At 55.4% G+C, this 18,705-nt stretch carries 19 protein-coding genes and 2 tRNA genes; 14 read left to right on the plus strand and 7 right to left on the minus strand.

Annotation, left to right across the window (positions count from 1 at the left end; genetic code table 11):
* The first annotated feature begins 26 nt into the window (after window positions 1–26).
* From ACR0J5_RS18120 to ACR0J5_RS18155, 8 genes are all read left to right on the plus strand, one after another.
* Window positions 27–116 (plus strand) — tRNA-Ser (locus tag ACR0J5_RS18120).
* Window positions 117–292: 176 nt separating this feature from the next.
* Window positions 293–1,978, plus strand: coding sequence for a tryptophan halogenase family protein (locus ACR0J5_RS18125; RefSeq protein WP_480655873.1), 1,686 nt, complete (start codon window positions 293–295; stop codon window positions 1,976–1,978).
* Window positions 1,979–2,251: 273 nt separating this feature from the next.
* A complete protein-coding gene (locus ACR0J5_RS18130) occupies window positions 2,252–3,076 on the plus strand; it encodes an ABC transporter substrate-binding protein (RefSeq protein ID WP_480655875.1) in 825 nt (274 codons plus the stop codon).
* On the plus strand, window positions 3,077–3,937 hold the full coding sequence (locus tag ACR0J5_RS18135) for an amino acid ABC transporter permease (RefSeq protein ID WP_480655877.1): 861 nt from the start codon (window positions 3,077–3,079) through the stop codon (window positions 3,935–3,937).
* Window positions 3,934–4,665, plus strand: a complete 732-nt coding sequence (locus ACR0J5_RS18140; RefSeq protein ID WP_480655879.1) for an amino acid ABC transporter ATP-binding protein — start codon at window positions 3,934–3,936, stop codon at window positions 4,663–4,665. Before ACR0J5_RS18135 ends, ACR0J5_RS18140 begins: the two co-directional genes overlap by 4 nt.
* Window positions 4,666–4,869: 204 nt before the next feature.
* Window positions 4,870–5,292, plus strand: coding sequence for a hypothetical protein (locus ACR0J5_RS18145; protein WP_480655881.1), 423 nt, complete (start codon window positions 4,870–4,872; stop codon window positions 5,290–5,292).
* Window positions 5,289–6,614, plus strand: coding sequence for a relaxase/mobilization nuclease domain-containing protein (locus tag ACR0J5_RS18150; RefSeq protein ID WP_480655882.1), 1,326 nt, complete (start codon window positions 5,289–5,291; stop codon window positions 6,612–6,614). The genes ACR0J5_RS18145 and ACR0J5_RS18150 overlap by 4 nt, the downstream gene beginning before the upstream one ends.
* A gap of 215 nt (window positions 6,615–6,829) precedes the next feature.
* Complete coding sequence (locus tag ACR0J5_RS18155; RefSeq protein WP_480655884.1) at window positions 6,830–7,195, plus strand: hypothetical protein; 366 nt, start codon at window positions 6,830–6,832, stop codon at window positions 7,193–7,195.
* A 448-nt stretch (window positions 7,196–7,643) separates the two neighbouring features.
* Here the strand turns inward: ACR0J5_RS18155 and ACR0J5_RS18160 are convergent, their stop codons facing one another.
* Window positions 7,644–8,720, minus strand: coding sequence for a hypothetical protein (locus tag ACR0J5_RS18160; protein ID WP_480655885.1), 1,077 nt, complete (start codon window positions 8,718–8,720; stop codon window positions 7,644–7,646).
* 299 nt (window positions 8,721–9,019) lie between these two features.
* On the opposite strand from ACR0J5_RS18160, the gene ACR0J5_RS18165 reads away from it, so the two are divergent.
* Together ACR0J5_RS18165 and ACR0J5_RS18170 are read left to right on the plus strand one after the other, a co-directional pair.
* On the plus strand, window positions 9,020–9,253 hold the full coding sequence (locus tag ACR0J5_RS18165) for a hypothetical protein (RefSeq protein WP_480655886.1): 234 nt from the start codon (window positions 9,020–9,022) through the stop codon (window positions 9,251–9,253).
* A 1,032-nt stretch (window positions 9,254–10,285) separates the two neighbouring features.
* On the plus strand, window positions 10,286–10,498 hold the full coding sequence (locus tag ACR0J5_RS18170; protein WP_480655888.1) for a hypothetical protein: 213 nt from the start codon (window positions 10,286–10,288) through the stop codon (window positions 10,496–10,498).
* 128 nt (window positions 10,499–10,626) lie between these two features.
* Here the strand turns inward: ACR0J5_RS18170 and ACR0J5_RS18175 are convergent, their stop codons facing one another.
* From ACR0J5_RS18175 to ACR0J5_RS18190, 4 genes are all read right to left on the minus strand, one after another.
* Window positions 10,627–11,799, minus strand: a complete 1,173-nt coding sequence (locus ACR0J5_RS18175; RefSeq protein ID WP_480655890.1) for a HEPN-associated N-terminal domain-containing protein — start codon at window positions 11,797–11,799, stop codon at window positions 10,627–10,629.
* Between the two features lie 5 nt (window positions 11,800–11,804).
* The gene (gene tcmP / locus ACR0J5_RS18180) at window positions 11,805–12,626 is read right to left on the minus strand and encodes a three-Cys-motif partner protein TcmP (RefSeq protein ID WP_480656116.1); all 822 of its coding nucleotides are present in this window, start codon (window positions 12,624–12,626) and stop codon (window positions 11,805–11,807) included.
* A 246-nt stretch (window positions 12,627–12,872) separates the two neighbouring features.
* Window positions 12,873–12,948, minus strand: a tRNA-Ala gene (locus tag ACR0J5_RS18185).
* A gap of 144 nt (window positions 12,949–13,092) precedes the next feature.
* Complete coding sequence (locus ACR0J5_RS18190; RefSeq protein WP_480655891.1) at window positions 13,093–13,419, minus strand: TIGR02300 family protein; 327 nt, start codon at window positions 13,417–13,419, stop codon at window positions 13,093–13,095.
* A gap of 100 nt (window positions 13,420–13,519) precedes the next feature.
* Here ACR0J5_RS18190 and ACR0J5_RS18195 point away from each other — a divergent pair, with 100 nt between their 5' ends.
* The 3 genes from ACR0J5_RS18195 (at window position 13,520) to ACR0J5_RS18205 (ending at window position 16,133) form a co-directional block, all read left to right on the plus strand.
* The gene (locus tag ACR0J5_RS18195) at window positions 13,520–14,215 is read left to right on the plus strand and encodes a M48 family metallopeptidase (RefSeq protein ID WP_480655893.1); all 696 of its coding nucleotides are present in this window, start codon (window positions 13,520–13,522) and stop codon (window positions 14,213–14,215) included.
* A 31-nt stretch (window positions 14,216–14,246) separates the two neighbouring features.
* Window positions 14,247–14,894: a GntR family transcriptional regulator gene (locus ACR0J5_RS18200; protein WP_480655895.1), complete on the plus strand. Its 648-nt coding sequence runs from the start codon at window positions 14,247–14,249 to the stop codon at window positions 14,892–14,894.
* Between the two features lie 111 nt (window positions 14,895–15,005).
* Window positions 15,006–16,133 (plus strand): lytic murein transglycosylase, encoded by a 1,128-nt coding sequence (locus ACR0J5_RS18205; protein WP_480655897.1) that lies wholly within the window; start codon window positions 15,006–15,008, stop codon window positions 16,131–16,133.
* A gap of 4 nt (window positions 16,134–16,137) precedes the next feature.
* Here ACR0J5_RS18205 and ACR0J5_RS18210 read toward each other — a convergent pair whose 3' ends face one another.
* Window positions 16,138–17,100, minus strand: coding sequence for an acetyl-CoA carboxylase carboxyltransferase subunit alpha (locus ACR0J5_RS18210; protein ID WP_480655899.1), 963 nt, complete (start codon window positions 17,098–17,100; stop codon window positions 16,138–16,140).
* Between the two features lie 122 nt (window positions 17,101–17,222).
* Between ACR0J5_RS18210 and ACR0J5_RS18215 the strand changes: the two genes are divergently transcribed.
* The gene (locus ACR0J5_RS18215; protein ID WP_480655901.1) at window positions 17,223–18,056 is read left to right on the plus strand and encodes an AraC family transcriptional regulator; all 834 of its coding nucleotides are present in this window, start codon (window positions 17,223–17,225) and stop codon (window positions 18,054–18,056) included.
* A gap of 1 nt (window position 18,057) precedes the next feature.
* On the opposite strand, the gene ACR0J5_RS18220 is transcribed toward ACR0J5_RS18215, so the two are convergent.
* Window positions 18,058–18,654, minus strand: coding sequence for a LysE family translocator (locus ACR0J5_RS18220; protein WP_480655902.1), 597 nt, complete (start codon window positions 18,652–18,654; stop codon window positions 18,058–18,060).
* Between the last annotated feature and the right edge of the window lie 51 nt (window positions 18,655–18,705).

Consider the following 18,705-nt stretch of genomic DNA (forward strand, 5'->3'; position numbering starts at 1 on the left):
TTGCGTGGACGGATATACCCGTCGGCGGAGACGTGGCCGAGTGGTCGAAGGCGCTCCCCTGCTAAGGGAGTAGGCGGGAAACCGTCTCGAGGGTTCGAATCCCTTCGTCTCCGCCATCCTTTTTCACTTGGCGATCAAACTTTTTGCGCGTGACATCGGGCCGTTTTGTTTTGCGATCAATTAGGTGTGCCTTCGAAGGGTGCTCTGGCGGTTTTGGTGCATGGTGTTCTAAGCTCTAGCGGGGTGTAGGAAAGCTGCTATAGTCCCTCAAAACAAGGGGGAGCAGAGCCACATGAACAACCGTTTGCGCAAGATCACCATCGTCGGGGGCGGGACGGCGGGTTGGATGACCGCGCTTATTCTGGACATGGTGTTTTCCCGCACTTCAGGGCCAAAGGATCGCCCGGCTATCTGTCTGATCGAAAGCCCGAACATCTCGACCGTGGGTGTGGGGGAGGCGACTGTTCCGCGCATGCCGGTGACCTTGCGTCAGGCAGGCATTGCGGAGCGGGATTTCTTTCGTGAAACCAATGCGTCGTTCAAACTGGGCGTTAAGTTCTGTAACTGGAACAAGGATGCCAAGGGCAATCGCATCGACTATGTGAACCCTTTCGCCCACGGCCAGATGGTCGAGGGGTTGGAGGCCGCCGAGTATTTCCTGCGGTTCGGCAACGGGGATCGGGACTTCACGCAGTCGATCTCGCCCCATGATCATCTGGGTCGTCTGTGCAAGGGTGCGCGTCAACTGGGCCAGCCGGAATTTGAGCAACGCTTTGGCTATGCGTATCATCTGGACGCCGTCAAATTCGCGGGCATGCTGACCAAGGTCTGCACCAATCGCGGGGTTGAGCATATTCAGGATGAGGTGCAGTCGGTCGAGCTGGACGAGCAAGGCAATGTCAGCCACCTGATGTTGGAGCGGAAAGGCCGTCACGACATCGAGATGGTGGTAGATTGCACCGGGTTCCGCGGGTTGATCATCAACCAGGCGCTGGGTGAGCCATTCATGGATTACTCGGATTACCTGCCCAATGACCGCGCCATGGCGCTACAGGTCGAACATCCCGATCCGGAAAAGATCGAAAGCCTGACCCGCTCGACCGCGCTTGGCGCCGGTTGGACGTGGCGGGTGCCGCTGTATAACCGGGTGGGGACCGGATATGTGTTTTCATCAGCCCATCGCACGGATGATCAGGCGGCGGACGAATATCTTGAGTGGCTGGGCGACAGCGGCAAAGGTCTGACACCGCGCGTGATCCCGATGCGTGTGGGACGTGTGCGTAATGCCTGGGTTAAGAACTGCGTGGCGATTGGCCTGTCCGGCGGATTTATCGAACCGCTGGAAAGCACCGCGATCCATATGATCGACCACGCGGTGCGTTGGTTCGCCGAACATCTGCCCACGCAGGAAATCGAGCCCGCGATGCGCGACAGATATAACCGGCAGATGGATAAGATGTATAATGAGGTGCTGGAGTTCATCTGTCTGCATTACCGTCTGGGCAACCGCACAGACGATCAGTACTGGATCGATGCGCGTACCGAGATGAAACTGCCGGATCGCTTGGCCGAGAACCTCGAACTGTGGCAATATCGTCTGCCGACGGATCATGACATTGAGTTCGCCACGCTGTTTGACCATCGCGTGTATCAGACGGTTCTGCTGGGTAAACAGGTCTATGACACCGGCTATGGCCCGGACATTCGTGATCGCCTGCGCCCGCTGAAAAAGCCGATCTGGTTCCAGGGGATGAAGCGTGCAAAAGCGGATCTGGCTCAGATCATCAAATCGATGCCGGACCACAAGACCCTGTTGCGCGACATTCGGGGGGAATTGGGCAAACCGGCTTTCGGTATGGCTGCAGCGATGCAGCCCACCGTTGCGATGCCGGGGACAAAGCCGGCCCCTGTCGCCGTCCAGAACATGCCGAACTTTGCCGAAATCGAAAGCGGCGCGAAGGACCTGCAACTTTTCTAGTGCGGTCCGGTAGGGAGAGTGGCATTGAACGGAAAACCGGGGCGGGGCTCCGGTTTTTCATTTTGTGATCCGTTGCAATGCGATTGTCAGGCTTGCTGTGGTCGTCTTTATGGTCTGTGCCACGGGCTTTTTGAGCGGGCTTGAATTGGCTGACCCAAGCACGACACGTGGCTGCGTCTCTCTGAAAATCGCTTGGACGAAACAGGTGTCGCCCTAGACAAATCCCTTAGCCCGTAAGAACCTGTGCGCAACCCACAACAAGGAGTCGTTTGGATGAGATTGATTGGTTGCACCGCTTTGGCATTGTTTCTGTCCTGCACTTCGGTTCTTGCTGCGGACACAGAGACCTGCGCGGCAGGCATGACACTGGAGGATGGCACGCTGACGATCGCGACCGGTAATCCAGCCTATTACCCTTGGGTGATGAATGATGCACCCGAAAGTGGCGAAGGGTTCGAGGCCGCCGTGGCCTATGCCATCGCCGAGAAAATGGGCTTTGGCCCGGATCAGGTGACATGGGTCCGCACAAGCTTTGACGAGGCCATTCAGCCCGGTGCCAAGAATTTCGATTTCAACATGCAGCAATACTCGATCACACCTGAACGAGAGGAGATGGTCGATTTCAGCCTGCCCTACTACACCTCTGCCATGGCGGTCCTGACCACCAATAACGTGGTCGACGCGGGCGCCGAAGCAACGCTGGAGGGCCTGAAGGGGCTGAAATGGGGGGCTGTGGCCACCACTACCGCGATCCCAATGCTGAACGATGTGATACAGCCCACGGACGAGCCGCTGCTTTACAACGACAATGCCGATGTCAACGCGGCCATTATGGCCGGACAGATTGATGCCGCGCTCTATGATCTGCCCACGGCGCTCTACCTTTCGGCTGTGGTTGTTGAGGGCGGGACCTTGCTGGGTCAATTCCCTCCGGGCCAGTCAGAAAGCCCTGACCAGTTCGGCCTGTTGATGGAGGATGGCAACGCGCTGAAAGAGTGCGTCGACGCCGCCATCGCCGAACTGACCGAAAGCGGAGAGCTGGCCGCGCTTGAGGCCCAATGGCTGTCCGAGGCGACGGGTGTACCGGTCATCGAATAAATGGGTGACACATCGTTGCACAGCCGCCGGACCACGCCGTCAGACGCGACCCCCACGCGCCGCGAAGCCTATGAGGCCAGGGTTCGGCGGCGCGCGAACCGGATCGCACTGATATCAACGCTCAGCGTGGTTGTCGCACTGGTGGTCCTTGTCCCGCTTGCCCCGGGGTGGGAGGCGGTGCAACGCGCGTTCTTCAATGGCCGGGTGTTTACCGCAACCTTTCCCGGCTTGCTGGACGCCTTTTTGATGAACGTGATGATCTTTGCCTGGTCAGCGCCTCTGATCGCTTTGACTGGGCTTGCCATTGCACTGTGCCGCGACACGCGCGCCCCGGCGCTGTTCCCCCTGCGGCTGTTCGGGATCGCCTATACCGATGTATTCCGCGGCCTGCCGGTGGTTCTGGTGATCTACATCATCGGCTTTGGTGTACCCGGTCTGGGCCTGCCCCGACCATGGAACAGCCCCTATATCTGGGGCACGCTGGCGCTGGTTCTGGTCTATTCGGCCTATGTGGCCGAGGTGATCCGCTCTGGCATCGACTCGGTCCACCAATCGCAGCGTTCGGCGGCCGCGTCACTGGGGCTGAGCGACAGTGACACCATGCGCTTTGTGGTGTTGCCGCAGGCCATCCGCAATGTGGTTCCGGCTAATATGAACCTGTTTATCGCCCTGCAAAAAGACGTGGCGCTTTTGTCTTTCATCGGCCCGGTCGAGGTGTTTCGGCAGGCTGGTGTTTACAAATCACTTTACGCCAATTTCACACCTTATGTCGGTGCGGCCCTGATCTTTCTGGCGCTGACCATCCCCGCCACACGATATGCGGACTATCTGATGAACAAGCAAAACAAGGCGCGCTCATGACGGCCAAGCTTTCGTTGCGCGGGGTGCGCAAACGGTTTGAGGATCACGAGGTTTGCAAAGGCATCGACCTTGATGTGAACGATGGCGAGATGGTGTGCCTTATTGGCGCCTCAGGGTCCGGCAAGTCCACCCTGTTGCGCTGCATGAACCTGCTTGAGCCAATCGACGACGGCACCATCTGGTTGGATGGGCAGGATATCTCTGAACCGGGTCTGGACCCTCAGCCTGTGCGCCAGAAGATTGGCATTGTGTTCCAAAGCTACAATCTGTTTCCCCACATGACAGCGGCAGAAAACGTGATGCTCGCCCCCCGCCGTGTGCATGGGCTCAGCCGGGATCAACTGCGCCCGCGCGTAACCCTACTGTTTGACCGGTTCGGGTTGGGCGACCGGATGGGGCACTATCCTGATCAGCTGTCGGGTGGGCAACAACAACGGGTTGCCATTATCCGCGCGCTGGCAATGGAGCCTCAGATCATGCTGTTTGACGAGATCACAAGCGCATTGGACCCCGAGCTGGTTGGCGAAGTTCTGGACGTCCTGCGCGATCTGCGGCAGCAGGGGATGACCATGGTACTTGCCACCCACGAGATGGGCTTTGCCCGCGAACTGTCAGACAAGGTGTGTTTTCTGGATGCCGGTCGCATTTTAGAGCAAGGCCCACCCGAGATCCTCTTTTCCAACCCACGCGAGCCGCGCACCAAAGCATTCCTGTCACGCGTATTGTGATACCGCACTGGTATTGCGCGCGCCGGGGCGTGGTCGCTCAAACAAAGCGCTGATTGCCACGCAGTGATGCGGTGCAGTGCAGAGGTTTTTTGGACTGTGTTTTGGTGGGCCTGACGAGAGAAACCTCAAACCATTTATTCGAGGTTCTTGAGGACTGGGAACGCGATCTCGCGACATTAGACCTTAACGGTCTGAGGTGCGATGATGAGCAGCCTAAGCCCAAAATTTAACAAGATTTCGCGTGGCAAAGCGGCCAACAAGAACTATCCGCCGCCTTTCTCACTGCGCCTCACATATGACGAACGCGCACGTCTGGATGCCGAGCGTGGCGACAAGCCGCTTGGCGCATATATCCGTGAGCGGCTTTTCGGCGATGATGTTGCACCGCGCAAACGACGCGGGAATAGCCCGGTACAGGACAAAGAAGCCCTCGGGCGCGTTTTTGGTGCGCTCGGCCAGTCTCGCCTGTCAGCAAACCTCAATCAACTCGCAAAGGCCGTAAACTCAGGTTCTTTGCCTGTCACGCCGGAGACCGAAGCTGATCTTCAGGATGCCTGCCGTGAAATCGCCGATATGCGCGCAGCTTTGCTTCGGGCGCTCGGAAAATCATCGGGCAACACGCCATGATGCTGAAAGCCAAAGAACGCGGCAACGCCCCACAACTGGCCCGCTATCTGCTGTCGATGCGGGACAATGAGCATGTGGAACTGCACGACGTGCGCGGCTTTGTCAGTGACGACTTGTTAGAGGCGTTCAACGAGGCCGAAGCCATTGCACGCGGCACGCGCTGCCAGAAATACCTCTTTTCCATGTCCTTCAACCCGCCTGCCGAAGCCAAGGTCAGCACGGGACAGTTCGAAAAGGCCGTGCGACAGGTTGAAGATAAGCTGGGATTGTCAAAACAACCCCGCGCCATCGTGTTCCATGAAAAAGACGGGCGACGACACGCGCATGTCGTCTGGTCAAGGATTGATAGCGAGCGAATGCGCGCTCTGAACATGAGCCACTACAAAACCAAACTGCGTGACGTGTCGCGCCAGCTATTTATTGAACATGGCTGGACGATGCCGCGCGGGTTGGAAGACCGTCGTCTGCGCGATCCTTTGAGCTTCACACTGGCGGAATGGCAGCAAGCCAAACGTTCAGGTCTCAATCCAAAGGAATTGAAAACCATATTCAAGGCGGCTTGGGACTCCTCGGACAATCGCGCTGCCTTTGAACAAGCCCTTCGATCACGTGGTTTCTGGCTGGCCAGAGGCGATAGGCGCGGCTTTGTTGCCGTGGACTATCGCGGTGAAGTCTATGCCGTCGCACGTTACAGCGGTGTTCGAACGAAGGAGGTTGAAGCCAAGCTTGGCGACCCTCAGAAACTCCGATCTGTCGAACAGGCTAAGGCCGAAATCGCACGCGGCATGTCAACGCGTCTGCGCCAGTTTATTGATGATGTCGAACGCGACGCCAAGCGCCGTGAAGTCCTCGTCGACTTCCGCAAAGCTGAGACAGTTGGGCGGCATCAGGAAGAACGTAGACAGCTTTCAGATGCGCAGGAGAAGCGCTGGAAGGCCGAGACGCGAAAACGGGCCGAGCGCCTGCCGAAAGGGTTTTCAGGCATCTGGCACCGTATCACCGGACGCTATGCGAAGGTGCGCGCGCAAAACGAGCAAGAAGCGCTGGACGCCCTGCGTCGCGACCGCGCCGAGAAGGACAGCCTGATCTTCAAACAGCTTGAAGAGCGGCAGGCAATGCAGCGCGATATCGACATCCAGCGTAACGCAGCGCGCGACGAGCTCATGCAGCTACGCGAAGATGTTGCCCGGTATCAAAGCGATGATGATCGTCCTGATCACAATCATGAGCGTTTAGCTCGTGCGCGTGAGCAACTTGATCACGTTATCAACAATCGCAGCCGCAAACCGCGCGGTCACCGCAGGAGAGGTTTCGAACCTTAAGAAGTTGAAGCTTTGAGAGGTATGCACTCATTTGGAGAAGGAGGTTCGACGTCTCATTTGTTCTGTTCCTGTGGCTTCGAAACGGTGCAACGGTAGTCGAGTGGAAACGTTACTAATGCCAAAATGGCTCCATTCCGTCGAATTGAAAGGAAGGGCAAAAATGCTTGATAAACATTCAGTAATGTGAATATATAAAGAAAAAACTACGAGGTCCCATGAGAGCACTAAAAATCGCATTTGTATTTGCCGCTACTTCGCTATTTCCAACAACTGGTTATTCAGACCCAACACAATCCGATATGGACTTTGTAGTACGCACCCTAGATGAGCTTCAATCAAAAGGGATTGATGCTAAAATCGCCCTAGGTAGCGATTTCATTTCGTCGTCATGCCAGTTCTATTTGAAACACCCGTTGGCTCTTCCTGAATACGAGAACTATAGCGTGGTTGCGTTAACAACACCTAGTTTGGACGATTCTCGTCAGGAAACTAGGGAATTATGCTTCTCTAAAGACAGAAAAGTGATCAAAGCTGCAATTCTTGTCTCAGGTGATCCAATAAACTACCTAGATCATTTCTAGGCTAAACGCCGTTTTCCTCATTCGACCCGATGGCTCTCAACGACGTTGCGATATTGATCGCCGAAACTAACATTACCAGTAACCAGAAGACTACGAGGCACCAATACGAACCAAGTTCGACTTCCCTTCCAACATCGCCCCGGAAAACAAAAAAGCACGCCGTCGCCACCAACAAACCCAACCAAGTTATGGCTGCCAACAAACATGAAGGTGGTCGATAATAAATGTAGGGCAAAGATAGAAGAACACCCCCTGCGATCCCAACGAAGCAAAACCCAATGTAAGCGATATGTAAGTCTTTTGGGTACAGGCTTGCTATTGGGATAACGCCTGAGGTCACAATCCAAACCAACAATGATGTTAACAAACCGGATAGAAATGATACGACTATGGCCAAAATTACATTGTCGACTAAAAACTTCCATACTTGATCAAACATTACAGTTCCTCATTGAGTAAAGAACCTCTTTCGTTCGTCGTCGGTGACACTGCACATAAATTTTGTCATGCCTAATGGCAGCGGACTATAGAATTTCGCAATGACGCAGGCCTTGCCACCTTCTCCAGAGAACGTAATCGGATGACTGACCTGAAACACCGAACTGCCTTCGAATTCGCTTGCCTTGGGATCAACAAAAAACGATGCCTCCATACCGTCTGAACCAGAAGCTGGAGTAAAGAAGGAGCCTGACTTCTCTATTAATACCTTAGTGTTTTCGATAGTTGGTTCCGGTGTAAACTCCCGCAAAAATGAAATGTAGGGTGAAACAATCTCAGACTCTCCCGACGAGTGGACTTTATACACAAATTCTACCTTCTCGCCGTCGAATTCGACTGACGATTCAAATTCTAGTTTCGTGCCATCAGGCGCTACAAAAGAGCCACCAATATTCGGGAGGTTTTTATTTGAATCGGGAGGAATGCGAAAATCTACGGAAGGGTCTACGTTAAACTCGCGTTTAAGCGGTAGGAGATCATCTGGTAGCAGGTCAAGCTCCAAAGGTTCAAATATATCGTCGCGATAGGTTTCCGGGGCAGATAACTGAACCGGCCAAAGTATTTCCGCATTCGCGTGTGAATTCGTAAAAGCTCTCAGGTGCGTAACTTTTGGCGCTGGGTACGATAGCTTCTTTCGGAAGGGCCAAGATACATCACTTATCCCACTACCGGGTTCAATGGGATAGGTTAGAATTGGAAGACCAATATCTTCCCATCCAAAGTCCGTTATCGTATGATCTTCGCTTGTATTAATGAAACCAAATCTAATGCATACATTGGCAATGTGTGCTCCGCCACCGATATCGTTTAGTTTCTTCTGGATGCCAAACATCGACAATGCTTCGAATGTTACCGGTGTTCCCGTGTCATTCAGGAAACTGTTTGGGAACCTATATACATCAGAGGTGCGAGCATGAAGCGGAGGGCCTGCAGTTAAGTCACACGCTGCGTTTTGGCTATCAGCCGAAACACCTCGGCCACAATAAACTAGAAATGCAAGAAGAATAAGTTTGAGAGCATTTTGCATGGCTAATATATACCTTATAAAATGTGGTATCAGCATGCACTGTCAACGTCGCCTGCTCAAGCTGAATGTGTAAGCAAATTCCCTCTCCTGTCTCCCGCAACCCGCATGCCAGTCGGTAACTGACGCTGGCGTATGGCGCAGGTCTTTCGTTGCAACTTGCTTTGTCGGCTCCCCCGCTGCCTGCGCAAAGCTCCGTTGCGGTCCCCCCCAACAATGCGTTGCACCGGCCCTGTCGCATGCGCCGGACGCATCGTTACCGGCTGGCACGGGGTCAGCCGTCAAACAAACAGGAGACTGATATGAAAACTCAAACACAACCCAATCAACACCAACAGAACCGTTCAATGCGCCCTGATTACCGCGTCTGGTTCGTTTCGGAGGAACCCAACGGCCAAGCGCTCTGGACCGAAGTTGCAGCCCTTTGGCCCACCAAATCCGGCAAAGGATATCACGGTCCGGTCCAGACACCGATCCCTCACACCGAAGGGCGGCTGGTGACCATGCCTGTGCAGGACAAAAAGCCCTCACAGTGATAACCCAACCTCACCAAATAGGGTGCTGCCAATCGGTCAGCGCCCTTTTCTCTGTTCTGAAACAACCAACGAATTCCCGTAGCTATTCTTTGTATTACACCCCTAAATCCCTACGAAATGAGAGAATGCAAGATGTGTTTTGTAGTACAAAACCCTCTTGCCAAGGGGCCCGCTGCGCGCCCCTGTGGAACCCCCGGCCATTGGCTCTGATAGGGCATTGAGCCCAGTCAGAGCCATCAGACCGTATCGTCGGTCAACCACTCGCGGGAGACTTCGCTCTCCCTGCACCCATCGATCAAAGGGCGTTCCTGCCCTTGTGAAATCCTGACCATTTCATGGAGACCAGAAAGGGAGCTTTCGCGCTACCCTTACCTTGGAACCATCCCATCGATCAAAGGGCTATCGCGCCCCTTGAAACCACTCGCAGGCGTTTGACCGCTGCATCACCAATAAGGGGAGCGTTCCTGCTACCCCCAATACCCCCATGAGGACTTCATCCAGACCAATCCTTGTTTGCAAGCTAAAGCTCGTCTTTTGTTCGACACCGATGCTTGGTCTGGGATCAAGTCGCCTTTCAACTGCTCAGCTTTTTGTGCAAGGATAGAACTTCGAAGCATCCAGACTACTTTTCTTCTCAAACGGAAAGGAGTCAGATTACTTCTTTGCAAGTCACGTTGCTTTCAAAAGACGAGAGCCTTTTAAAAGCTACTTTCTAAAGAACAAGACTTGACACTCAAGTTTTCAAAAATTGCTAAATTTTTAAGAATAGAAGCAAGCAAGATAGCTCGGAGTTTGAATAAGAACTCGTTGCTAATGCCACTTGACGAAAGCTCCTAATTTGATCTGAGATGGCCTCTTTGGTCAAAGCGAATCTCAAGTTTCGCTGTGGTGGTTTAACTAGTTGAATATATAACTGGTTGATAAATATATGAAAATAACTATTGACTATTTCCCATATGATATAATTAGAGGTGCCCTTTTGGGTTCAGAAAAACACCGGCAATTGACAGAGATTTATGAATGGAGTAGAACATGAAAGACGATAGCGGAGGTGTCCGCTTTGAAAATGACACTTCTACAGTTGTAGAAACAAACTTCAAAACAAAAGCTAATGAAGAGGCGAGCTCGATGAGCAGCCTTCAGCTTACTCGTAAGCCGGATGGGTCGTTACACTTCTCAGTAAGAGGAACAGTAGCAATCCTTGCTGTATTTGCTGTTGTGCTAATCTTGGTATTAGTGAAGTAATCTGCGAGAGAAGTTACAAGCAAGTAGATGTCGAGCGATGATTTGGGGCGGTTCAAAGCGACTGCCCTTTTTCTTTCCAAGATGCGAAGTAGTTGCTTCTTGCATGGATAGATTTACGGAGGGGACTTCTATAGTTCCTCAATGATCTGTTCAGTGCTCACTAAGGCGAGCCATTGACTGGGCGATGTAACTTTGTTGCGTCCATCGGCGATGTTGCTCTGATTTGCAAACAGAACGAAATTAGCGTCTCCGCTTTCAAGCGAGGTTACATATCGAAGGCCATCCACTGATCCGCAAGAAAAGTCAAAGTCTCGAAGAAACTCAGTGACGATTTGCGTCGGTATGTAGTCCACGTTGACTCTGTCATTCTGATCGACAGGCTCAGACATCTTTTGGGAGAGTGTATGCAGAAATCGCAAATGTTGGCGATCAGCGCGCGAAGCTTCGGAAAAGAAGCCCGGAACCTTGGGCAGGTCTGCCAAATCAATGAATCTGAATGGGCGAAGTACTTCAAAGCACCCGACCGTAGCCTCCTTTGCCCTGATTTCGGAAACTGCAAGCTCCTGTGATTCCGCGCCATAGAACATCGGAATACCCGGCGGGTTCATTCTGTTTGACTGAAGGCAACGCTCAGCGGGCGGCGGCCCCAGTTCGGAAACTGTTTGCCAAGGTCCGCTTTTGTTTTTTCGAGCGCGATAAAGTCTGAAACCCGAACTCACTTCCTTGATCAAGCCTAGTCGTTCGATGATTTTGGCAAGCTCATACAAAAACTGATAGTTCGAGCGTTCATCAGGATGATGACTTTCCGGTTCCCCTATGCGGTGAAAGAAGAAACGACGCTGGCCCTTCGTTGATTGACAGAACTGTGACCAACTGGATAGCAAGCTTTGATCCAATTCCAGCGCCAACCAGTCATAGTCACACCAAGTTTCGTCACCGATTTCGTTGACAAGGTCATTGCGCAATATCTCATCTTGCGCTGCTGTTACTTCAAGGCAGATGTTGTCAAACAAAACATCATATGTATCTTCGTGCCGTCCTTGGAACCCGCCTTCGCGAGACACATAGGGCAATTGATCAACTGCCAAGCCAAAGAAAGTACTGACCCTTTCACCTATGAATTCAGCGACTTCGTGAAAGGATGCGACATGTTCGCGATCCTCGTCGCAATAACTGCATTCACCGGACTGGCCATACGAAGCAATTTTTTCCTTTAAATCGGTGTCAGCGAAGCACTCGGTGCAGACTTTGCAATCACCAAAACTGGACGGCGTAAAATTAAGGGGATCGATGCGAGACATTTTGTTTACTTTAGTCTGAAAAGCGTTGGCTGAGCCGGTTTGATTAGCCTATCGCTCAGCCGAATTTTAGTACCGGCTCGTTTGATGACGCCTTTGGAAGACACAACCTGAAACTCTTTGGCTTTGGTCAGTTCCTCCATCACTTTGAACAAGTCTTCGTTCGTCGCAGCGGTTCTGTTGCCGATTTTTTCGAGCAAGCCTTCTATAGCAACCGGCTGGTCAGAGATACTGTCGTAAATCTCGTCGGGTAGTTCATTGAAGAGCTCTTTTTCAAGCGTAATTCGGTCGCTGTCGGCGAAACTGAAAAGCGAGTTCTTGGACTCGAAGAGCCTTGTATCAAAACCTAGTGAAAACAAACTGCCGCGACCCACATGCCGAAAGCTGTTCTGTGTTTTCCAGTGAACGCCGAGCATCTTATCTCGGGCCGCCTGATGGCGAGACAAGTGTGCCAGCATCATCCATCGATTGTCTGTTCGTGACCAGAGCATGAAAGGCGTAAAGAACTCTGCACCGCTGGAGCGTTGGATGTTTGTCATCAAAGCTCGCTGCGTGACCAACCGACCGAAAGCTTCATCTGACTTGTTGGCATTCCACTCAGCAATGAATGCATCATTCACACCGAACTGGCGGTACACCTCCAACGCCGCCGATTCTTCGCGCAAGTAGTTGAGAAAGCTGTCGATGGCGAAGGTCAGAATGATTTCTGGGCGCTCCAGTTCCGCAAAAATACGTCGTATCGAATTCATAGGAACGTCGGAGTAGCCAAATTGGTCTAAAATAAAGATGGAGCGTCCTTTTCGCTGACCATCCTTGATCGTACTTAGGATGTTGGGAAGCGGGCCTTTCTGGGGTTTCCACTACGTCGCCAGCATTGCGGGACTGAATGGCCTCTGCAGCTTTGATTGTCGCTTCCTGTAGCGCTCTGATCAAACGCGGCCATGAAGGGGAATCTTTGGCTAGATTGTCCGGGCATCTTGATTAGAGCCTTCACTGTAACACCTCACTGTAACAGACTCGTTTTTAAGCCCTTGTTATCTAAGGGTATAAAGTCAAATCAACAACTTATGGAGATTTGGTGGAGCCTAGGGGAGTCGAACCCCTGACCTCTTGCATGCCATGCAAGCGCTCTCCCAACTGAGCTAAGGCCCCATCTAGGGACTGCCGAGGCAGTGGACGGACGTTTATGAGACGGCGGCGGGGAGTGCAAGTCCAAAAAAATGGATTCCGCCAAAAAGTTCCCGTCCCAAATCCGGGGGTGGGCAAGAGGCGGCAGTGGGCCGCCTCGGGCCGGGTTTAGTTTTCGTCTTCTGACGACATGTCAGTGATATCGTCCAGCGAGACGTTATCGTTGTCGTCGTCATCATCGTCCAGCAGATCGTCGTCCAGCTCGACATCGACGTTGTCGTCATCATCCAGAACGATTTCTTCGTCCGACGCGTCTTTGCGCGCCTTGGCCGATGCCGCATCTTCTGCGTCTGCGGCGATCATCCGGCTTTTGCCGGTTTCAAGCTCAACGATCTCGCCGGTATAGGGGCTGATGATCGGGTCCTTGTTCAGGTCGTAAAAGCGCTTGCCGGTTGTCGGGCAAACACGCTTTACGCCCCATTCTTCCTTGGGCATGTCAAATCCCCTTGATATCAGGTGAGTCGTAATAATGATTCAGGTCACGTGCCACATGCGGCTGGCACTGTCAAAGCCTTTGCGCAGGAGAAACAGGCATATGGGAGATCACGCACTGCCCGGGACGCCTCCGGTTCCGTTGACGTTGCGCAAATCGGCGCGCGTGCGGCGGATCAGCCTGCGGATTTCCCAGCTGGACGGGCGGGTTACGCTGACCTACCCGCAAGGTGTGCCCGAGTCTGAGGCGCTGAGTTTTGCGCGTACCAAGGAAGGCTGGATTCGTGGCCATTTGCAGGATCGCCCTGATCCGGCCGTGGTGCAGTTCGGCCAAACGATTCCCATCGAAGGGGTAGAGCGGCGAATCGTGCCCGCCAAAGGCCGCCGCGTTTCGCTGCAGGGGGGTGAGGTTGCGGTGCCAGCGGGGGCTGAGGCGCGGCGTCTGGGGCGATTTTTGAAAGAACTGGCGCGGGACCGGCTGACCGGGGCCTGTGATGATTATGCGCAGATGCTGGGTCGTGAATATACCAGCCTGACCATGCGCGATACGCGGTCCCGCTGGGGGTCATGCAGTTCTGCTGGGGGTCTGATGTTCTCGTGGCGTCTGATCCTCGCGCCGTCCGAAATTCTGCACTACGTCGCGGCGCATGAGGTGGCGCATCTGGTTGAGATGAACCATTCCCCCGCTTTCTGGGCACAGGTCGAGCGGATCTTTGGCGACTACCGGGATCAGCGGCGCTGGCTGCGTGACAATGGCGCCATGCTGCATCAATACCGATTTGATGGCGGCGCGAGTTGACCCCGGGGCGATTTGTGATCACAGATACCCCATGCTGACACCGCGACCTTCCGACTCTCATACCGCGACACATGACCGGGTCTACAGGGCCCTTCGATCACGCATCATGCACGGCGAGATCGCGCCGGGACAGGCCCTTACCTTGCGCGGGATCGGCAAAGAGTTCGGTGTTTCGATGACCCCCGCGCGTGAGGCCGTGCGGCGTTTGGCAGCCGAAGGGGCACTGTTCCTGTCCACCTCGGGGCGGGTATCGACGCCTGAGCTGACCAATGACCGGATCGAAGAACTGGCCGCCCTGCGCGCGCTGCTTGAAGTCGAGCTGGCCAGCCGCGCGTTGCCTCGGGCGCACATGGCGCTGATCGACCGGCTACAGAGCATCAATATGAACGTGGCCGAGATGGTGACCAAGCGCGATGCGGTTGGGTATATCCGCACCAATCTGGAATTTCACCGCACGCTCTATCTGCGGGCGCAGGCCCCCGCGATGCTGGCCATTGCAGAGACCGTCTGGCTGCAACTTGGGCCTACCATGCGGGCGCTTTATGGCCGGTTAAGGCGAACTGAGCCGCCGCATAACCATAAGCTGATCATCGCCGCGTTACAGGCGGGGGATGAGCCGGGTTTGCGTCTGGCGGTCCGGTCCGATGTAACGCAGGGTCTGCGTTTGCTGGTCAGTTAAGCGACTTGCCGCCGATGCCCGGAAATCGCCGGGCAGAGCTGTTGTGGTTCTGGTTTGAGGCCGGGCTCTGGGTTATCCTGACACAAATCACAACAAGAGCAGATTTCAGCAATGATCAACCGACGGATATTCTCGATGGGCCTTGGGTCGGCCCTGTTGACCGCCTGTTCCACGGGGGCGCCCACCAGTGCACCTGCGTCGCGGATGCAGGCCGTGCCCAATTCCGGGTGGGACGCCTGGGTGGCCGGGTTCAAAACCCGCGCGGCGTCGCAGGGGATTTCGCAATCCACCCTGAACCGCGCTTTTCAGGGCGCAGGCTATCTGCCCGGCGTGATCGAACGCGACCGTAATCAGGTGGAATTCAAACGCTCGCTTGAGGATTATCTGGCAATCGCCGCCTCGGATGAGCGGATTGAAACCGGCAAGCAGATGATGGTCCGCCATGCCGGAACCCTGTCCCAGATCGAGTCGAAATACGGCGTCGATAAAGAAGTGGTTGTGGCCGTCTGGGGGCTGGAAAGCCGTTATGGCGCGCGTCGGGGTGATATTCCGGTGATTTCGGCAACCTCGACGCTGGCGTATGACGGGCGGCGCGGTGCGTTCTTTGAAAAACAGCTGATCGCGGCTTTGCAGATCATTCAAGAGGGCGACACCACGCCCGACAAGATGACCGGCAGCTGGGCCGGTGCGATGGGGCATACGCAGTTCATTCCGACATCCTATCTGGTCTTCGCAGTGGATTTCACCGGCGATGGGCGGCGCGATATCTGGTCGGATGATCCGGCGGATTCGCTGGCCTCGACCGCCGCCTATCTGGCGCGCTCTGGCTGGGTGCGTGGGCAACCCTGGGGGGGTGAGGTCGGCACGGTTTCGGGCACGCCGGTCGCGGTGCTGCAGCCACAGCAGCCGGGGCCAAGGATTGCTGTTTTCCGCAATTTCCAGGTGATCAAACGCTACAACAACTCGGACAGCTACGCGATTGGGGTCGGGCATCTGTCGGACCGGATCGCGGGCGGCGCGCCGTTTCAGGCGTCATTCGGGCCGGATGAAACCGGGCTGACGCTGGAGGACCGCAAAGAGCTGCAGCGCCGTCTGACCGCTGCAGGATATGACACGCAGGGCGCGGATGGTGTGATTGGCAACAACACCAAATCCGCCATCAGCGCCTATCAGCGCGCCAATGGGTTGCCCGTGACGGGGGAACCTTCGGTCGCGCTGTTGCGCAGCCTGGGGGGCTGACGGTTTAGGCCGCCAACCCTTTTGATCCGATATCCAGGAATTTCTGACGGCGGTCCTGAATCAGGGCTGCCGCGTCTTTGCCGTCCAGTTCTTGCAGCATCGACGCGATCGCAGCGCGCACCGATTCGACGGTGGCAGGGCGGTCGCGATGGGCCCCGCCTTTGGGCTCGGTGATGATGCGGTCACAAACGCCCAGCTTGTAGAGGTCCTGCGCGGTCAGGCGCAGCGCCTCGGCGGCTTCGCGCATCTTCTCGGCATCCTTCCACAGGATCGAGGCGCAGCCCTCGGGCGAGATCACCGAATAGACCGAATGTTCCAGCATCGCGACGCGGTTCGCGGTGGCAAAGGCCACAGCCCCGCCCGAGCCGCCTTCGCCGATGATCACCGACACCAGCGGCACTCCGATCTTCAGACACATCTCGGTTGACCGCGCAATCGCCTCGGACTGGCCGCGTTCCTCGGCCCCTTTGCCGGGATAGGCGCCCGCCGTGTCGATCAGAGTAATAACGGGCAGACCAAAACGCCCGGCCATTTCCATCAGCCGCACGGCTTTGCGATAGCCTTCGGGACGGGCCATGCCGAAATTGCGTTCGATCCGCGATTTGGTATCCGACCCTTTTTCATGGCCGATCACCATGACGGGCTGATCGTTGAACCGGGCCAGACCGCCGATCACCGCCAGATCGTCGGCAAAGTTGCGGTCACCGGCCAGCGGAGTGAATTCGGTGAACAGCTCTTTGACATAGTCCTGGCAATGGGGGCGTTCGGGGTGGCGCGCCACCTGGCATTTGCGCCATGGGGTCAGATCGCCATAAAGCTCATCCAGCAGCTTGACCGCCTTGGCGTCCAGCGCGGCGGCTTCTTCGGCCACGTCCATCTCTTCGTTGGCACGGGCCAAGGCGCGCAGCTCTTCGGCTTTGCCTTCGATTTCGGCCAGGGGTTTTTCGAAATCCAGATACTGGGTCATGACGCCTCTCAACGCGGAATTTCATTGCTATATGACCTGTGGTTGCGCGGGATGCAACTCAGCAAGATTTGTGGAGGCGGGATATGCGACCACAAACGGGCAAGAGGAAGGAAGGGATGCCAATGCCAACCAGCTATGAAGACCGCATTCTGCGCGTGCTGGCCTATATCCACGACAACCCCGCCGGGGACCTGTCGCTGGACGCGCTGGCCGATGTCGCGGCGATGTCCCGGTTCCATTGGCACCGGGTGTTTCGCGCCCTGACCGGCGAGACCTGCGCGCAGGCCGTGCGCCGGATCAGGCTGCACCGTGCGGCGATTGCGCTGGTGCAGACAAACACGCCGGTGGCGCAGGTTGCCACGGATGTGGGCTATCCCAATCTGAACTCTTTCGCGCGGGCCTTTACCGACGCTTACGGCAAAAGCCCGCTCTCGTTTCGCAAGGCCAGGCAGTTCATGCCCGCCAATCCACGTTTCAGAACAGGAGATTACCCGATGTATCCCGTAACCACCCGTATCGAACCTGCTCGCAATATTGTGGCGCTGCCGCATAGAGGGGCCTATGCCCAGATCGGCAAAAGCTTTGAGGCGTTCAGCGCCTTATGCGAATCCCGTCAGCTCTGGCCGCAGGTCGGGCCGGTGATCGGCATCTATCTGGACAGCCCGGACACCGTGCCCGTTGATGAGTTGCGCAGCTATGCCGGGGCCGAATTCCGTGGCGATGCCACGCCCGACGGGATGGAGGCGATGCAGATCCCTGGCGGCAAGACGGCCGTTCTGACCTTCAAGGGCCCGTATTCCGGGCTTGAGGCCGCCTATCACAGCCTGTTTGGCAATTGGTTGCCGGACTCGGGCGAAGAACCGGCAGATCAGCCCTGCTATGAGGTCTATCTGAACGATCCGCGCGACACCGCACCCGAGGAACTGCTGACCGAAATCTGCCTGCCGCTGAAATAGCTCAGACCGGCCAAAGAACCGGATAGAGTGACAGCACCAGCAAAGCCGCCATGGTCCAGTTAAAGGCAACCAACCGGCGCGGGTTCGTCAGGACGCGCGCCATTTGCTGACCCAGAACAGTCCAGGTGCTGACCGAGGGCAGGTTCACCGCCCCAAAGATCACCGCGACCAGCAATATTGCAGGCAATGTGTGGTTCGGCGCGTAGGCTGTCGTGGCCGTCAGCGCCATCGCCCATGCTTTGGGATTGACCCATTGAAACGCCGCCGCCTGCAGGAATGTCATCGGAGAGCCCTCTGCAACCGCGCCCTTGGCCGGGGCTGCATGCGCGATTTTCCATGCCAGATAAAGCAGATACCCCACCGACGCGAGTTTCAGCACCGTGTAACTGACCGGGTATCTGTCGAACATATGCACCAGCCCTGCACCAACCATCAGCACCATGACGGTAAACCCCAAACCGATCCCCAGCATATGAGGGATGGTACGACGAAACCCGAAATTGGCCCCCGATGCCATCAGCATCAGGTTGTTGGGCCCCGGCGTGATGGACGAGACAAAGGCAAAGGTGATCAGGGCAAGCAGGATATCAGTATTCATGACGCGACAATCGCGGCATTTCCGGCAAATGAAATTGCGCTTTGATGCGAA

It is taken from the genome of Ruegeria sp. BE1, assembly GCF_056538885.1.

What these genes read in the sequence shown, in the direction of transcription:
- ACR0J5_RS18205 (WP_480655897.1), top strand. Translation starts at nt 15,006, where the DNA reads ATGATCAACCGACGGATATTCTCGATGGGCCTTGGGTCGGCCCTGTTG.
- ACR0J5_RS18175 (WP_480655890.1), bottom strand. Translation starts at nt 11,799, where the DNA reads ATGTCTCGCATCGATCCCCTTAATTTTACGCCGTCCAGTTTTGGTGAT.
- ACR0J5_RS18190 (WP_480655891.1), bottom strand. Translation starts at nt 13,419, where the DNA reads ATGCCCAAGGAAGAATGGGGCGTAAAGCGTGTTTGCCCGACAACCGGC.
- ACR0J5_RS18215 (WP_480655901.1), top strand. Translation starts at nt 17,223, where the DNA reads ATGCCAACCAGCTATGAAGACCGCATTCTGCGCGTGCTGGCCTATATC.
- ACR0J5_RS18140 (WP_480655879.1), top strand. Translation starts at nt 3,934, where the DNA reads ATGACGGCCAAGCTTTCGTTGCGCGGGGTGCGCAAACGGTTTGAGGAT.
- ACR0J5_RS18130 (WP_480655875.1), top strand. Translation starts at nt 2,252, where the DNA reads ATGAGATTGATTGGTTGCACCGCTTTGGCATTGTTTCTGTCCTGCACT.
- ACR0J5_RS18145 (WP_480655881.1), top strand. Translation starts at nt 4,870, where the DNA reads ATGAGCAGCCTAAGCCCAAAATTTAACAAGATTTCGCGTGGCAAAGCG.
- ACR0J5_RS18170 (WP_480655888.1), top strand. Translation starts at nt 10,286, where the DNA reads ATGAAAGACGATAGCGGAGGTGTCCGCTTTGAAAATGACACTTCTACA.
- ACR0J5_RS18125 (WP_480655873.1), top strand. Translation starts at nt 293, where the DNA reads ATGAACAACCGTTTGCGCAAGATCACCATCGTCGGGGGCGGGACGGCG.
- ACR0J5_RS18135 (WP_480655877.1), top strand. Translation starts at nt 3,077, where the DNA reads ATGGGTGACACATCGTTGCACAGCCGCCGGACCACGCCGTCAGACGCG.
- ACR0J5_RS18160 (WP_480655885.1), bottom strand. Translation starts at nt 8,720, where the DNA reads ATGCAAAATGCTCTCAAACTTATTCTTCTTGCATTTCTAGTTTATTGT.
- ACR0J5_RS18165 (WP_480655886.1), top strand. Translation starts at nt 9,020, where the DNA reads ATGAAAACTCAAACACAACCCAATCAACACCAACAGAACCGTTCAATG.
- ACR0J5_RS18195 (WP_480655893.1), top strand. Translation starts at nt 13,520, where the DNA reads ATGGGAGATCACGCACTGCCCGGGACGCCTCCGGTTCCGTTGACGTTG.
- ACR0J5_RS18210 (WP_480655899.1), bottom strand. Translation starts at nt 17,100, where the DNA reads ATGACCCAGTATCTGGATTTCGAAAAACCCCTGGCCGAAATCGAAGGC.
- ACR0J5_RS18220 (WP_480655902.1), bottom strand. Translation starts at nt 18,654, where the DNA reads ATGAATACTGATATCCTGCTTGCCCTGATCACCTTTGCCTTTGTCTCG.
- ACR0J5_RS18150 (WP_480655882.1), top strand. Translation starts at nt 5,289, where the DNA reads ATGATGCTGAAAGCCAAAGAACGCGGCAACGCCCCACAACTGGCCCGC.
- ACR0J5_RS18200 (WP_480655895.1), top strand. Translation starts at nt 14,247, where the DNA reads ATGCTGACACCGCGACCTTCCGACTCTCATACCGCGACACATGACCGG.
- ACR0J5_RS18155 (WP_480655884.1), top strand. Translation starts at nt 6,830, where the DNA reads ATGAGAGCACTAAAAATCGCATTTGTATTTGCCGCTACTTCGCTATTT.